This window comes from Citrobacter sp. CRE-46, assembly GCF_059615875.1.
This window is the reverse complement of record NZ_CM184341.1, coordinates 1,414,844-1,431,076: the sequence shown is the minus strand read 5'-3', so window position 1 is coordinate 1,431,076 and position 16,233 is coordinate 1,414,844. Positions and strand designations below refer to the sequence as shown.

General features: G+C 53.9%; 13 protein-coding genes. 1 reads left to right on the top strand and 12 read right to left on the bottom strand.

The window, feature by feature from the left end:
- Nucleotides 1–212 precede the first annotated feature (212 nt).
- Entirely contained in the window at nt 213–1,790 is a 1,578-nt protein-coding gene (guaA, locus tag AC534G_RS06720; protein WP_038642595.1) for a glutamine-hydrolyzing GMP synthase, read from the bottom strand.
- 69 nt (nt 1,791–1,859) lie between these two features.
- Nucleotides 1,860–3,326, bottom strand: a complete 1,467-nt coding sequence (guaB, locus tag AC534G_RS06715) for an IMP dehydrogenase (RefSeq protein ID WP_038642597.1) — start codon at nt 3,324–3,326, stop codon at nt 1,860–1,862.
- A 160-nt stretch (nt 3,327–3,486) separates the two neighbouring features.
- Here guaB and xseA point away from each other — a divergent pair, with 160 nt between their 5' ends.
- Nucleotides 3,487–4,860, top strand: a complete 1,374-nt coding sequence (xseA, locus tag AC534G_RS06710) for an exodeoxyribonuclease VII large subunit (protein ID WP_110497185.1) — start codon at nt 3,487–3,489, stop codon at nt 4,858–4,860.
- Here the strand turns inward: xseA and AC534G_RS06705 are convergent.
- The 10 genes from AC534G_RS06705 to ndk form a co-directional block, all read right to left on the bottom strand.
- The gene (locus tag AC534G_RS06705; protein ID WP_074458516.1) at nt 4,857–5,072 is read right to left on the bottom strand and encodes a zinc ribbon domain-containing protein; all 216 of its coding nucleotides are present in this window, start codon (nt 5,070–5,072) and stop codon (nt 4,857–4,859) included. The two genes, xseA and AC534G_RS06705, sit on opposite strands and share 4 nt — an antisense overlap.
- A 139-nt stretch (nt 5,073–5,211) precedes the next feature.
- Nucleotides 5,212–6,753, bottom strand: coding sequence for a peptide MFS transporter (locus tag AC534G_RS06700; RefSeq protein ID WP_069324461.1), 1,542 nt, complete (start codon nt 6,751–6,753; stop codon nt 5,212–5,214).
- Between the two features lie 299 nt (nt 6,754–7,052).
- Nucleotides 7,053–8,525 (bottom strand): ribosome biogenesis GTPase Der, encoded by a 1,473-nt coding sequence (der, locus tag AC534G_RS06695; protein WP_038642605.1) that lies wholly within the window; start codon nt 8,523–8,525, stop codon nt 7,053–7,055.
- Between the two features lie 117 nt (nt 8,526–8,642).
- Complete coding sequence (gene bamB / locus AC534G_RS06690; protein WP_496594523.1) at nt 8,643–9,821, bottom strand: outer membrane protein assembly factor BamB; 1,179 nt, start codon at nt 9,819–9,821, stop codon at nt 8,643–8,645.
- Between the two features lie 10 nt (nt 9,822–9,831).
- Nucleotides 9,832–10,452, bottom strand: coding sequence for a YfgM family protein (locus tag AC534G_RS06685; protein ID WP_038642608.1), 621 nt, complete (start codon nt 10,450–10,452; stop codon nt 9,832–9,834).
- Nucleotides 10,453–10,465: 13 nt separating this feature from the next.
- Entirely contained in the window at nt 10,466–11,740 is a 1,275-nt protein-coding gene (gene hisS, locus AC534G_RS06680) for a histidine--tRNA ligase (protein ID WP_069324459.1), read from the bottom strand.
- 110 nt (nt 11,741–11,850) lie between these two features.
- Entirely contained in the window at nt 11,851–12,969 is a 1,119-nt protein-coding gene (gene ispG / locus AC534G_RS06675) for a flavodoxin-dependent (E)-4-hydroxy-3-methylbut-2-enyl-diphosphate synthase (RefSeq protein ID WP_016154000.1), read from the bottom strand.
- A gap of 26 nt (nt 12,970–12,995) precedes the next feature.
- Nucleotides 12,996–13,994 (bottom strand): cytoskeleton protein RodZ, encoded by a 999-nt coding sequence (gene rodZ, locus AC534G_RS06670; RefSeq protein WP_110497171.1) that lies wholly within the window; start codon nt 13,992–13,994, stop codon nt 12,996–12,998.
- Between the two features lie 285 nt (nt 13,995–14,279).
- Nucleotides 14,280–15,446 (bottom strand): dual-specificity RNA methyltransferase RlmN, encoded by a 1,167-nt coding sequence (gene rlmN / locus AC534G_RS06665; RefSeq protein ID WP_003037713.1) that lies wholly within the window; start codon nt 15,444–15,446, stop codon nt 14,280–14,282.
- 250 nt (nt 15,447–15,696) lie between these two features.
- The gene (ndk, locus tag AC534G_RS06660) at nt 15,697–16,128 is read right to left on the bottom strand and encodes a nucleoside-diphosphate kinase (protein WP_003037710.1); all 432 of its coding nucleotides are present in this window, start codon (nt 16,126–16,128) and stop codon (nt 15,697–15,699) included.
- Nucleotides 16,129–16,233: the final 105 nt, after the last annotated feature.

Here is a 16,233-nt window from a genome sequence, read left to right as displayed (position 1 = left end):
ATACCATGAACACACAAAAGAACGCAGCATGGTATCGGCATCAATCATGGCATCGCCAAACCATAATACCAGCTTTAATGCCATGCTCAAACGGTGCTTGGCGCTTCCTCCCGTTGCCAGATCGTGCCAAACACAAACAAAAAAAAGCCCGCAATTACGCGGGCTTAGCGGCATTTCATGCCATCAGGTGCCTGGCTGTGCCAGACGCGGAATCATTCCCACTCAATGGTAGCTGGCGGCTTACCGCTAATGTCATACACCACGCGAGAAATGCCGTTCACTTCGTTGATGATGCGGTTAGAGACGCGGCCTAAGAAGTCATACGGCAGGTGCGCCCAGTGTGCGGTCATAAAGTCGATAGTTTCGACCGCGCGCAGAGAGACAACCCAGTCATATTTACGGCCATCGCCCATCACGCCAACGGAACGTACCGGCAGGAACACGGTAAACGCCTGGCTGACTTTGTTGTACAGGTCAGCTTTGTGCAGCTCTTCAATGAAGATAGCGTCCGCACGACGCAGCAGGTCGCAGTACTCTTTCTTCACTTCACCCAGCACACGAACACCGAGACCCGGGCCCGGGAACGGGTGACGGTAGAGCATGTCGTACGGCAGGCCCAATTCCAGACCGATTTTGCGCACTTCGTCTTTGAACAGCTCACGCAGCGGCTCAACCAGCCCCATCTTCATCTCTTTCGGCAGACCGCCCACGTTGTGGTGAGATTTGATGACGTGTGCTTTACCGGTCGCGGAAGCGGCAGATTCGATTACGTCAGGATAGATAGTCCCCTGCGCCAGCCACTTCACATCTTCCAGCTTCAGCGCTTCTTCGTCGAACACTTCAACGAACACACGGCCGATGATCTTACGTTTGGCTTCCGGATCGTTCTCGCCTTTCAGCGCTTCCAGGAAGCGCGATTCGCCTTCCACGTGAACAATGTTCAGACCAAAGTGGTCGCCGAACATGTCCATTACCTGCTGGGCTTCGTTCAGACGCAGCAGACCGTTGTCCACGAACACGCAGGTCAGGTTTTTACCGATTGCGCGGTGCAGCAGCATGGCGGTTACGGAAGAATCCACGCCGCCGGAAAGGCCGAGGATCACTTTGTCGTCGCCAACCTGCTCGCGAATACGGACAACGGCATCGTCGATGATTTTCGCCGGAGTCCACAGCGCTTCACACTGGCAGATATCGCGTACGAAGCGCTCCAGCATGCGCATACCCTGACGGGTGTGGGTTACTTCCGGGTGGAACTGCACGCCGTAGAAGCGTTTTTCTTCGTGCGCCATAATGGCGAACGGGCAGGTCTCGGTGCTGGCAACGGTGACGAAACCTTCCGGGATCGCGGTTACTTTGTCGCCGTGACTCATCCATACGTCGAGCAGCGGTTTGCCGTCGGCGGTCAGAGAATCTTCGATACCGCGAATCAGCGCGCTGTCGGTCTGTACCTCAACCTGGGCGTAGCCGAATTCACGCTCGTTAGAACCTTCAACGTGGCCGCCCAGCTGCATTGCCATGGTCTGCATACCGTAGCAGACGCCGAAGACCGGCACACCGGCGTTGAAGACGTACTCAGGCGCACGCGGGCTGTTTGCTTCGGTGGTGCTTTCCGGGCCACCGGAGAGGATGATGCCGCTCGGGTTGAACTCACGGATTTGTGCTTCAGTAACATCCCATGCCCACAGTTCACAGTAGACGCCCAGTTCACGTACGCGACGTGCAACCAGTTGGGTGTACTGCGATCCGAAATCGAGGATGAGAATGCGATGCTTATGAATATTGTCTGTCATTTGACGATAATTCCGAGGCAAGTGAAACAATAACAAAACGCCCGGTTTAAAACCGGGCGCGGAAACTTATCAGGAGCCCAAGCGGTAGTTCGGGGACTCTTTGGTAATGGTCACGTCGTGAACGTGGCTTTCCTGGATACCCGCACCGCTGATACGCACGAATTCAGCCTTCGTACGCAGCAGGTCGATGGTACCACAACCGGTCAGACCCATACAGGAGCGCAGGCCGCCCATCTGCTGGTGAATGATCTCTTTCAGGCGGCCTTTATACGCTACGCGGCCTTCGATACCTTCCGGCACCAGTTTGTCAGCGGCGTTGTCGCTCTGGAAGTAACGGTCGGAGGAACCTTTGGACATCGCGCCCAGGGAGCCCATACCGCGGTAGGATTTGTAAGAACGGCCCTGATACAGTTCGATTTCGCCCGGAGACTCTTCGGTACCCGCCAGCATAGAGCCAACCATGACGGCAGCGGCGCCAGCGGCAATCGCTTTAGCGATGTCGCCGGAGAAACGGATACCGCCGTCGGCGATAACTGGAATACCGGTACCTTCCAGCGCTTCAACCGCGTCTGAAACGGCAGTGATCTGCGGAACGCCCACGCCAGTGACGATACGGGTAGTACAGATGGAGCCAGGGCCAATACCGACTTTCACCGCGCTGCAACCAGCTTCGGCGAGTGCGCGAGCGCCAGCGCCAGTGGCGACGTTACCGCCGATGATTTGCAGGTCAGGATATTTAGCACGGGTTTCACGGATACGTTGCAGCACGCCTTCAGAGTGACCGTGAGAGGAATCGATCAACAGTACGTCAACGCCGGCAGCAACCAGCGCGTCAACACGTTCTTCGTTACCTGCACCTGCGCCTACAGCCGCGCCGACACGCAGACGACCATGCTCGTCTTTACATGAGTTCGGTTTACGTTCTGCTTTCTGGAAATCTTTAACGGTGATCATGCCGAGCAGGTGGAAGCTGTCATCAACAACCAGCGCTTTCTCAACGCGCTTCTCGTGCATTTTGGCCAGCACGACATCACGCGCTTCACCTTCACGAACGGTCACCAGGCGCTCTTTCGGCGTCATGTATACGCTAACCGGCTGGTTCAGGTCAGTCACAAAGCGCACGTCACGACCGGTGATGATGCCAACCAGTTCGTTGTCTTCAGTCACTACCGGGTAACCTGCAAAACCGTTACGTTCAGTCAGTTCTTTCACTTCACGCAGGGTGGTGGTTGGCAGCACTGTCTGCGGGTCGGTTACCACGCCAGATTCGTGTTTTTTCACGCGGCGGACTTCTTCCGCCTGGCGCTCGATAGACATATTCTTGTGGATAAAACCGATGCCGCCTTCCTGTGCCAGGGCAATCGCCAGGCGCGCTTCCGTCACGGTATCCATTGCTGCGGAGAGCATAGGAATGTTCAGGCGAATCGTTTTGGTCAGCTGAGTGCTAAGGTCAGCCGTGTTCGGCAGAACGGTAGAATGAGCGGGAACGAGGAGGACGTCGTCAAACGTCAGGGCTTCTTTTGCGATACGTAGCATGGGCAATATCTCACCTGGGAGGTTATTAAATATTGCCGCGGCATTATACAGAGCGTAACCGATTGCATCCACACTTTTTTGCAAAAAAACCTTGCGCTCCTCTGTGAGCATGTTACTTTCGACTGAATAACCTGCTGATTTAGAATTTGATCCCGCTCACATGTTATCCTCTCAGACCTCCTCAATTTTTACCGTAAGCCGCCTGAATCAGACGGTTCGTCTGCTGCTTGAGCAGGAGATGGGACAAGTGTGGATCAGCGGCGAAATATCGAATTTCACCCAGCCCTCTTCCGGCCACTGGTACTTCACCTTAAAAGACGATAACGCCCAGGTGCGCTGCGCGATGTTCCGCAACAGCAACCGCCGGGTGACGTTCCGTCCGCAGCACGGTCAGCAGGTACTGGTACGCGCCAACATCACGCTGTACGAACCGCGCGGCGATTACCAGATAATTGTTGAGAGCATGCAGCCCGCGGGCGAAGGGCTATTACAGCAGAAGTATGAACAGCTGAAAGCCAAACTGCAGGCGGAAGGGTTGTTCGATCAGCAATATAAGCAACCGCTGCCCTCCCCGGCCCACTGTGTCGGAGTGATTACCTCGAAAACCGGCGCGGCGCTGCACGATATTCTCCACGTTCTTAAACGCCGCGATCCGTCGCTGCCGGTAGTTATCTACCCTACCGCGGTACAGGGCGACGACGCGCCGGGGCAAATCGTTCGCGCCATTGAACTGGCAAACGCGCGTGGCGAGTGCGACGTGTTAATCGTCGGGCGCGGCGGCGGCTCGCTGGAAGATTTATGGAGTTTTAACGACGAACGCGTGGCGCGCGCAATATTTGCCAGCCGCATTCCGGTGGTTAGCGCCGTCGGCCACGAAACCGACGTCACTATCGCCGATTTTGTCGGCGACCTGCGGGCGCCGACGCCGTCGGCGGCGGCGGAAATCGTCAGCCGTAACCAGCAAGAGCTACTGCGTCAGGTGCAGTCTGCCCAGCAGCGTCTGGGCATGGCGATGGATTACTACCTCGCCAACCGCACCCGTCGTTTCACGCAGCTTTTCCACCGCCTCCAGCAGCAGCACCCGCAGTTGCGTCTGGCGCGCCAGCAAACTTCTCTGGAACGGCTGCGTCAGCGCATGAGCAGCGCGCTGGAAAACCAAATAAAGCAGGCGAATCAGCGCCAGCAACGTATGCTGCAGCGACTGAATCAACAAAATCCACAGCCCCGCATTTATCGCGCGCAAGCCCGTATTCAGCAGTTGGAATATCGTCTGACGGAGAATGTACGCACACGTATAAGCGAACAGCGCGAGCGTTTCGGCAACGCGGTTACCCATCTCGAAGCGGTCAGTCCGCTGGCGACGCTGGCGCGCGGCTACAGCGTTTCTACCACCACGGGCGGCGGCGTACTGAAACAGATCAAACAGGTCAGCGCAGGCGATGTCATCACCACCCGACTAGCAGATGGTTGGGTGGAAAGCGAAGTGAGGGGCGTAACGGCGGCGAAAAAAACGCGGAAGAAAAAGCCGGTTTAAACCGGCACATACTCCACGCGTTTTTTCGAAATCAGCCCATGGCCATGCTGACAGAAATAATCCACCGCGCCACAAGCCTTGAGTACTTCGAGTGGTTGATGGCACTCTGGGCAACGTGCTTCCAGTTGAAAATCTTTTTGGCAACTCTCACAGCGCGCCGCACCGTTTTGTGGCTCCAGTTCAGCGTGGCAATCCGGACAAATGATAGACATTGCAACTCCAGTACAGGGATCGATTCTTGCGTTGAGTTTAACACGCTGCGCTGAATGTCGCCCAGGTCCAACAAAACGTCATACCTCATCAATTGAATGACCGGGGCATAGTTTCTGCCCCGGCATAATCGAGGTGTTATCAGGCGCTGGTTGCCGGTTTAGTTTGCGTATTTTCCAGCATGCGACGAATGGGAACAATAAGGACAATCAGGACCGCGGCGCAGATCAGCAGCGCAATCGAGCAGCGAGCGAAGAGATCCGGCAGCATATCCAGTTGGTCAGCCTTCACATGACCGCCAATCAGACCTGCGGCCAGGTTACCCAGCGCACTGGCACAGAACCACAGGCCCATCATTTGCCCACGCATTCTTTCCGGCGCCAGCAGCGTCATGGTCGCCAGACCGATCGGGCTCAGACACAGCTCGCCAAGCGTCAGCATCAGGATACTGCCTACCAGCCAGAATGGAGAAACGCCTGCCCCGCCGTTGCTGAGAACGTTTTGCGCCGCCAGCATCATCAGGCCAAAGCCTGCCGCCGCACACAAAATACCGATAACGAACTTAGTGATGCTGCTCGGGCGAATGTTCATACTCGCCAGCTTCGGCCACGCCCAACTAAATACCGGCGCCAGCAGGATGATAAACAGGGCGTTTATCGACTGGAACCAAACCGCCGGAATTTCAAAATCACCGATCATACGGTTAGTGTAGTCGTTGGCGAACAGGTTGAACGAGGTGGGTTTTTGCTCAAACGCCGACCAGAAGAATGCGGCGGAAACCAGCAGGATAAAGCAAACCAGCAGTCTGGCGCGCTCTTTGCGATTCAGGCCGGCAAAGATGAACAGGTAGATAAAGTAGAGCGCAACAGAGGCGGCAATCACGTACACCAGTATGCTGGCAACCGCGACCGGATTAATCACAATCACGCCCTGCGCAATCAGCGTAACGATAATCGCCACACCGACAGCCAGCGCGAGTAGCCATGCGCCCACACCGTTACGCTTCACTACCGGGCTGTTCCAGGTCGAGTCCAGTCCCACTTCGCTGTCGTAGCGTTTCATCGACGGAACGGCAAACACACGGAAGATGATTAACGCCACCAGCATGCCGATACCACCGATACCAAAGCCCCAATGCCAGCCATGGGTTTTAATCAACCAACCGGAGATCAAGGGGGCGATGAATGACCCCATATTGATGCCCATGTAAAACAGCGAGAAACCGCCGTCACGACGCGCATCGCCTTTTTTATACAATGTGCCAACCATGACCGAAATACAGGTCTTAAACAGACCGGAACCGAGCACGATAAACATCAGGCCGATAAAAAACAGGTTATTACCCATAATGGCCGAAAGCGCAATCGACAGATGACCAAGCGCAATCAGGATGGAACCGTACCATACGGCTTTCTGTTGGCCGAGCCAGTTATCCGCCAGCCAACCACCAGGCAGCGCAGCGAGATACATCGTACCGGCAAAAATACCCACAATCGCCGAGGCGTTTTCACGCGCCAGCCCCATGCCGCCGTCATAGACGGTAGCCGCCATAAACAGGATCAGTAATGGGCGAATGCCATAAAACGAGAAACGCTCCCACATCTCTGTGAAGAACAGCGAGCCGAGCGGATAAGGATGACCGAAGAAAGTTCGGCTTTCTTTTTGATTAACAGAGGATTGCATAATTCTCCCGAAAGTTATGTCGTCGTGCGTGTATACACCGCATGTACGCCAGCCAGTTACGTATCTGACCGATTTTTTACATGCGGCGAAAAGTTATTTAACCATTTGATAACCTAAGGCTAGTTTTGTCTAGTACCAACCCCCGGACTTTAAGATGAAAACTCGACAAATGTCTACTTTCTTAGATTTAAACTTGGTAAAAAACGAATAGTGATTGACATTGCACGGGCTGAAGCTGGCGATGGAATACCGAAAAAAAACCCGCGACAAGCGCGGGTTTTTATCAACATCAGCAACGATTATTTGCTTTTTTTAATGTGCTTAATCAAACGTTTACGTTTACGCATCTGGGTCGGCGTCAGCGTATTACGTTTATTCGCAAACGGGTTTTCCCCTTCTTTGAACTGAATGCGGATCGGAGTCCCCATCACGTCCAGAGTTTTGCGGAAGTAGTTCATCAGATAGCGCTTATATGAATCCGGCAGATCTTTCACCTGATTGCCATGAATCACCACGATCGGCGGGTTATAACCACCGGCATGGGCATATTTCAGCTTCACGCGACGACCACGTACCAGCGGCGGCTGATGATCTTCTACCGCCATGGTCATGATACGCGTCAGCATCGCGGTACTAACGCGACGGGTGGAGCTGTCGTACGCTTCGCGGACCGATTCAAACAGATTACCGACACCGCTACCGTGCAGCGCAGAGATAAAGTGTACGCGCGCAAAATCAATAAAGCCCAGACGGAAGTCCAGCGTTTCCTTGACCTGCTCTTTCACTTCCTGCGTCAGGCCGTCCCATTTGTTGACGACAATAACAAGTGAGCGCCCACTATTGAGGATAAAGCCCAGCAGCGACAGGTCCTGATCGGAAATACCTTCCCGCGCATCAATCACCAGCATAACCACGTTGGCATCTTCAATCGCCTGCAGCGTTTTGATGACTGAGAATTTTTCTACCGCTTCGGTAATTTTCCCGCGCTTACGCACGCCAGCGGTGTCGATCAGCACATATTCACGTTCGTCGCGTTGCATCGGAATATAAATGCTGTCACGCGTGGTCCCTGGCATGTCGTAAACCACCACGCGGTCTTCGCCGAGAATACGGTTAGTCAGTGTGGACTTACCTACGTTCGGACGCCCGACAATCGCCAGCTTGATCGGCAGATCCTGCGGGTTGAAGTCGTCTTCAGGCTCTTCTTCACCGTTTTCTTTGGCTTCCAGTTGCGCCCAATATTCCGCATCTTCATCGACTTCTTCCTGCGGTGCAACGTCATCCATCCACGGCAGCAGAACATGCTCCAGCAGACTGAGAACGCCGCGACCATGGGAGGCAGCAATCGGATAAATTTCACCCAGACCCAGCGAGTAGAAATCAACAACCGCCTGATCGGGATCCAGTCCGTCCGTTTTGTTGGCCACCAGGAACGTCGGTTTCTGGCGTGAACGCAGATGTTTAGCAATGGCTTCATCCGCTGGCATCAGGCCAGCACGCGCATCCACCATAAACAGTACAACGTCCGCTTCTTCGATAGCCAACAGAGACTGTTCAGCCATGCGGGTTTCAACACCGTCTTCCGTACCATCAATACCGCCGGTATCAATACAGATAAACTCGCGGCCTTCAATTTCCGCACGACCGTACTTACGGTCACGAGTCAGACCCGGGAAATCCGCAACCAGCGCATCTCGGGTGCGAGTTAGACGGTTAAATAACGTGGATTTGCCAACGTTAGGGCGCCCGACAAGCGCGACCACAGGTACCATGTTTAAAGCCTCATTTAAAAAATCATCAGACAACGCGCACATTTTTGCGCCGTTGTTAAAAACAGTAAAACGGCCCCTGCACCAGGAGCCGTTTTTCAAAGCGAGCGGCCAGGACGATTAACGCGTAATGGAGTACAGCGTACCGTCTTTCGCCTGGATCAGCAGTTTACCATCCGCAGAGACTGGCTCGGTCAGGAAACCGGAGCTGTCGACTTTCTGCTGGGCAACAAAGCGACCATCTTCAACGTTAATCCAGTGCAGGTAGCCTTCGCTATCGCCCACAACCAAATTGCCGTTATACAATGCCGGAGACGTCAGCAGACGGTGCAACAGATCGCTTTGCGTCCACAGCGTCACGCCGCCGTCGGTGGTCAGCGCCAGTATGCGGTCGTTCTGATCGACCAGGTAGATACGGTTTCCATCGACGATGAAATCATTCACCGAGCCCAGTTCACGTTTCCACATAATCTGACCACTGCGCAGATCCAGCGCGGTCAGGTTACCATTATAAGCCAGCGCGTAAACAACGCCATTGACGATAACCGGCGTGGTATCAACGTCACTCAGACGATCGATTTCCGTTGGGCCTGTCGCCTGAGAAATACGTTGCTGCCAAATCATCTGGCCCTGCTGCATCAGCACGGCGCTTACGCGACCGTTATCACCACCAACAATTGCTGCGCCAAAGGCCGTCGCAGGGGCAGATTCGCCACGCAGAGACAGGGATGGCATGTCGAGGTTAACGGTCCACTTGATGGCGCCGTCAGCTTCGTTCAACGCCTGCAATTGACCGTTGCTGGTGTGGATTAATACCATGCCATCGCTCACAACCGGACGGGACAGCGCTTCACCGGCAACTTTCGTCTGCCATGCGGTGGTACCGTCGCTGGTATTCAACGCATAAACCTGCGCTTTTTCACTGCCAATGTAAACATGACCACCGGACACGGTTACGCCGCCAGAAAGCTGTGCAGATGCACGGGAGAACCAACCGTCTTTCTCACCCAGATTAACAGACCACACTTCTTTGCCGTCGTCTGCGTTCAACGCTTTCACGACACCTGCGCGATCGGCTGCATAGACAACGTTATCCGCCAGCGCAGGATGAAGATTGGAATAGAAATCACCAATACCGTTGCCCACGGAAGTGCTCCAGTCCGTAGACGGAGTAAACTGGTTTTCAACCACCGGTAATGGGGACATCTTAACGACATCTTCTTCGCCACTAAACAGTGAACAGCCGCTCAATAGGGTAACGGAAAGCAGCCCTGGCAGAACTAATTTACGCAATTGCATCGGGTCCCTCTCAGATGGACAAATTATTGATTTTCATCTGCATCATTTCGCTCAGAGCAGGAGAGGCATCGCTTTTCACACCCGCTTCCCATGCGCTACGCGCACCTTGTTTGTCGCCCTTGCTCAGCAACGCTTCACCGCGCAGATCGGCAACAATGGCTGTCCACCCTTCACCTTTAATGGTGTCGAGTGTTTTCAGCGCGGTATCAGCCTGTTTAAGCTGAACCTGAACACGAGCCAGACGCAGGTTAATCACCGCTTTGAGATTCTCATCGCTGGTTGCAGCCAGGCCTTGTTGCAGCTGGCTTGCGGCTTTCTCAAGTTCATTTTGGTCAACAAACTGCTGCGCAAGTTCCAGTGAAGCTAACGCGCCGTAGGTATTTTTATTCTCTGCTGCAAATTTCTCTGCCGCAGGAATGCTATCCGCTTTACCCGCGCTAACCGCGGTCACCGTATTTTGGTATGCCAGAGAAGCAGAGCGTGCGGACTCCGTCTGATGGCTGGTCCAGTAACGCCAGCCAACCAGTGCGCCAACCCCTAAAATTATCCCAACCGCCAGCGCTTTGCCGTTTTCGGCAAAGAAGCGTTTTACCGCATCAACCTGGTCGTGTTCGTTCTCGTAAATTTCCACGCTGTCCTTCTCCTTAGCCCAGTAGAGTGCGCAAATGCGCGGCAACGCCATCCTGCGCTACTGCCGTTTGCTCACCAGAGCGCAAATCCTTCACTACAACAGTACCGTCAGCCACTTCGGACTCACCCAGTACCAGTGCAACGCGGGCGCCCCACTTATCGGCACGGGCAAACTGTTTCTTAAAGTTGCCGCCGCCGTGGTTGGTCATCAGTTTCACACCAGGAACTTCATCACGCAGACGTTCCGCAAGCCGCATTGCTGCCGACTGTGTGTCTGTGCCTGAAGCAACCAGGTATATATCGACAACAGGGGAGGCAATAAATTCCGGATTCACTGCCTGAACTAACAAAACAAGGCGTTCCAGGCCCATGGCGAAGCCCACAGCAGGCGTTGCGCGACCGCCCAGTTGCTCTACCAGACCGTCGTAACGACCACCGGCACACACGGTACCCTGCGAGCCCAGACTGCTGGTAACCCACTCAAATACGGTGCGGTTGTAGTAATCAAGACCACGAACCAGACGCTGATTAACGGTGTAGGCAATCCCTGCGGATTCCAGTAGTTTGCACAGACCCGCGAAATGCTCGCGAGAGTCGTCATCGAGATAATCACCCAGCGCAGGTGCGTCGTTGAGCAGCGCCTGCACTTCTGGGTTTTTGGAGTCAAGCACGCGCAGCGGGTTGGTGTACATGCGACGCTTGCAGTCTTCGTCCAGTTTCTCTTTATGCTGTTCCAGATAGGCGACCAGCGCATCACGGTAGTTAGCACGGGCTTCAAGCGAACCAATTGAGTTCAACTCCAGGCTAACATGTTGAGAAATACCCAGCGCGCGCCACCAGCGAGCGGTCAGCATAATCAGTTCAGCATCGATGTCCGGGCCCTGCAGGCCAAACACTTCGACACCCAACTGATGGAACTGACGATAGCGTCCTTTCTGCGGACGTTCGTGGCGGAACATCGGCCCGATATACCACAGACGCTGTTCCTGATTGTACAGGAGACCATGTTCAATGCCGGCGCGTACGCAGCCCGCAGTCCCTTCAGGACGCAGAGTCAGGCTGTCGCCATTTCTGTCCTCAAAGGTATACATCTCTTTTTCAACCACGTCGGTAACTTCACCGATCGCGCGTTTGAATAACGGGGTCTGCTCTACAATCGGCAAGCGGATTTCACTGTAACCGTAGCTACCGAGCACGTTTTTGAGTGTGCCTTCAATGCGCTGCCAGATGGCGGTTTCGCCAGGCAGATAATCGTTCATGCCGCGAATGGCTTGAATGTTTTTTGCCACGTTTATTCTCTTTATGAATATAAAAATGAACCCTCAGCGCTAACCCGAACAATGCGGGCGCCATGCGGGTTCAATCATACACGGGAAGCACGCCGCTTCCCATCACGTTGTTATTTTTCAAGCTGCTGCACGTCGATACGGCGCGCTTCGTCCAGGATACTCGCTTTAGCGCGAATACGGGCTTCAAGCTGCGTGATCATATCGTCGTTGTCGAGTCGGTCCTTACGCACACCGTCTTCGTACAGGCCGCTTTTCTTGTTACCGCCCGTCACGCCCAACGTAGAAACCAGCGCTTCGCCAGGACCATTTACCACACAGCCGATGATCGAAACATCCATTGGCGTAATGATGTCTTCCAGGCGTTGCTCCAACGCGTTAACCGTACCGATAACGTCGAATTCCTGACGTGAGCAGGTTGGACAAGCGATGAAATTGATCCCGCGCGCGCGAATGCGCAGCGATTTCAAAATATCGAAGCCCACTTTGATCTCTTCCACCGGATCGGCAGCCAGAGAAACACGCAGCGTATCGCCGATCCCTTCTGATAGCAGCAATCCTAAACCGATCGCGGATTTCACCGCCCCGCTACGTGCGCCACCGGCTTCGGTGATCCCCAGATGCAGCGGTTGATCGATCTGTTTCGCCAGCAGGCGATAGGATTCTACGGCGAGGAAAACGTCAGAGGCTTTAACGCTGACTTTGAATTGATCGAAGTTCAAACGATCGAGGTGATCCACATGACGCATAGCGGATTCCAGCAGCGCCTGCGGCGTCGGTTCACCGTATTTTTCCTGCAGATCTTTTTCCAGCGATCCGGCGTTTACGCCGATGCGGATAGGAATATTTTTATCACGAGCGCAGTCTACTACCATGCGGATGCGTTCTTCATTACCGATATTGCCTGGGTTGATACGCAGACAGTCAACGCCGTATTCCGCCACTTTCAGCGCGATACGGTAGTCGAAGTGAATATCGGCAACCAGCGGGACATTAACCTGCTGTTTGATAAGCTTGAACGCTTCTGCAGCATCCATTGTCGGTACAGAGACACGAACAATATCTGCGCCTACGCGTTCCAGCGCTTTGATCTGATTAACCGTCGCTTCCACGTCAGTGGTGCGCGTATTGGTCATAGACTGTACGGCGATGGGCGCACCATCGCCGATCGGCACGTTCCCAACGTAAATGCGTGTCGATTTTCTACGTTGAATTGGAGCCTGGTTATGCATTAAAAAATCTCCCGCATTGCCGTCTGTTACTGAGCCGGTGATTGTTCGGCATTAACGGTCAGACGTGCAACCTGGTTAGTTCTGATAAAACGACTCAGATCGACAGGTTTACCCTGGAACTGAATCTGCACTGCCGCCGGAGCGCCAATTTTCAGTTTGTACGGCGCCTGACCGGTCAAATTCAGATTACCGTCTTTACGCTGCATACCGCTGAACAATTTTTTACCGGTCGCATCGGTTACTTCCAACCAGCAATCGGCGGTAAAGTTCATTACCAGTGCATTAGGATCGGCTGCCGGGGTACTTACACCCGCCTGGTCAGTCGGCAGCGGGGCCGCATTTGTTGGCGCTGTTGGCGCTGCGGTTGCGGTATCCACATTGGCCTGAGAAGGCGCTACAACAGCATTCTGTTGCGCATCCGCGGCTGGCACCGGGGTTGACGGAGCATCCGTCGATGGCGCGGCGTCCGCTACTGCGCCATCGCCCGCAGCCGGCGTTGTCTCCTGACCTGCTGCGGCGCTGCTATCTAACGGTACATTCTGCGCAGTGTCTTTACCGGCATTCAGCTCAGCAGAAGATTGATCGGCCATGGTGCTGATCTCTTCCTGCTGCGCTTTATGGTTCTGCCACCACCAGGCGCCTGTCAGTCCGACAACAACAAACAGCACCAGCCAGGTGAAGGTCATTAACCAGCCATCGCGCTTTTTACGACGCTTACCGAGCGAGAAGCTCTGCATCGGCGCGACTTTAGCAGGGCGAACTGGAGCCTGTTTTTCCAGCCCTGGCAACAGTTCTTCTTCAGGAATATGCACCAGACGCGCATAAGAACGGATGTACCCACGCAGGAATGTTGAAGCGAGATCGGCTGGTGCCTTATCTTCTTCAATATCGCGTACCGTGGAGACCTTCAGGCACAGTCGTTCCGCGACTGCCTGTTGGCTGAATCCGAGTTGTTCACGGGCATTGCGCAGACGAACGCCGGTGGAGAGTGCTTCATTTTTGTCGTGCGTGGCTTCAGTATTCATTCGCTACAGCTGCGTAAATTTGGGTTCTGGCGCCGGCGAGTCACAATGCTCACCCACACCGCGAAACATCTGGTCAGTTAACCTTCGTCAGACAGTATAAAACGGTCAGACTACCAATGACAAAAAAGCGTAAACCTGAGGGCTAAACTCTTGTTGCGCCGTTACATACTGCCTTAAAGTCGACAAAAACGCACCGTTATTATTGACCTGACGACAACAACCAAAGAACCTCACCTGGCTTACATTGCACTACGGTACAAGAATTATACCGTAGTGCGCTCGACATCAAACGGTTTTGATGTCGATAGCATCACCCTGCATACGCTTGCGCAGAGTACGCTTGGTACGGTCGATAACGTCGCCTGCCAATTGGCCGCAGGCTGCATCGATGTCATCGCCACGTGTTTTACGCACGATGGTGGTGAAACCATAGCTCATCAACACTTTGGAGAAACGATCGATACGGCTGTTAGAGCTACGACCATACGGTGCGCCAGGGAACGGGTTCCACGGGATCAGGTTGATCTTACACGGCGTATCTTTCAGCAGTTCAGCCAGTTGATGCGCGTGTTCGGTACCGTCATTAATGTGATCCAACATGACATACTCAATGGTCACACGACCCTGGTTGGCGTTGGATTTTTCCAGATAACGACGCACTGCCCCGAGGAACGTTTCGATATTGTACTTTTTGTTGATAGGCACAATTTCGTCACGAATTTCATCGTTCGGCGCATGCAGAGAGATCGCCAGCGCAACGTCAATCATATCGCCCAGCTTATCCAACGCAGGTACAACCCCTGAGGTGGAAAGCGTAACGCGACGCTTGGACAGCCCGAAACCGAAGTCATCCAGCATGATTTCCATCGCCGGCACCACGTTAGTCAGGTTGAGCAACGGCTCGCCCATCCCCATCATCACCACGTTGGTGATAGGACGAACACCCGTTGCTTTTACCGCGCCGACGATTTTCGCCGCACGCCAAACCTGACCAATGATTTCCGACACTCGCAGGTTACGGTTAAATCCCTGTTGCGCCGTAGAGCAGAATTTACACTCTAATGCACAACCAACCTGTGAAGAAACACACAGGGTCGCGCGATCGTCTTCCGGGATATAAACGGTTTCAACGCGCTGATCGCCAACCGCGATAGCCCATTTGATCGTGCCGTCAGAGGAACGCTGCTCTTCCACCACTTCCGGGGCGCGAATTTCAGCGACTTCTTTCAGCTTGTTACGCAGCACCTTATTGATGTCAGTCATGTCATCAAAGTTGTCGCTGCAATAGTGGTACATCCACTTCATGACCTGATCGGCACGAAACGGCTTTTCGCCCATTTCTTTGAAGAATTCGCGCATTTGCTGACGGTTCAGATCCAGCAGGTTAATTTTTCCATTTTTATTTGGAACCGCAGGAATGACGACTTCAGAGGTGTTAACTAATTCAGACATAATTTTTTCCGGCCTCGTTGTTACACGTTGTGGCCCGTGGAGGGTTAAAAAGAAACGCCCCGGCAAGCGGTCTGCTCTTCCGGGGCGTTGCATTGTACAAAGTCTGGCGCAGGGATGCCACGTTTGCACGAAGCATTAGCGAAAATAATATGTAAAGAAAGAACGTAGGCCTGATAAGACGCCTCGCGTCGCCATCAGGCAAAGCAGAGCCGGATGCGCAAACGCTTATCCGGCCCACAGGACGAGCTTATTAGCGCGTACGCGGGCAAACTTCGCCCTCACCGAAGAAATAGGCGATTTCGCGAGCGGCAGATTCAACGGAATCAGAACCGTGAGTCCCGTTTTCGGTGAAGCTGTCAGCGTAGTCGGCACGCAGGGTACCGGCCAGCGCGTTCGCCGGGTTGGTAGCGCCCAGCAGATCGCGATGACGCTGTACGGCGTTTTCGCTTTCCAGAACGGAAACAACGATCGGACCGGAGGTCATGAATTCAACCAGACCGTCAAAGAACGGCTTGCCGTCGTGCTCAGCATAAAAGCCACGCGCCTGCTCAACGGTCAGGTGCAGCATTTTAGTCCCTACAATCTTGAACCCTGCAGCTTCAAAGCGCGCAAAGATGCTCCCAATAACGTTTTTTGCCACCGCGTTTGGTTTAATGATGGAAAAAGTACGTTCAATAGCCATTGATAACCTCTGTAATATGTTCTGTTGTTGTCTATATAGATGTACGACCTGGCGCGGATTATAAAGAGCATCCCGGCAATTGACTATTGATGAAGGTAACATTTC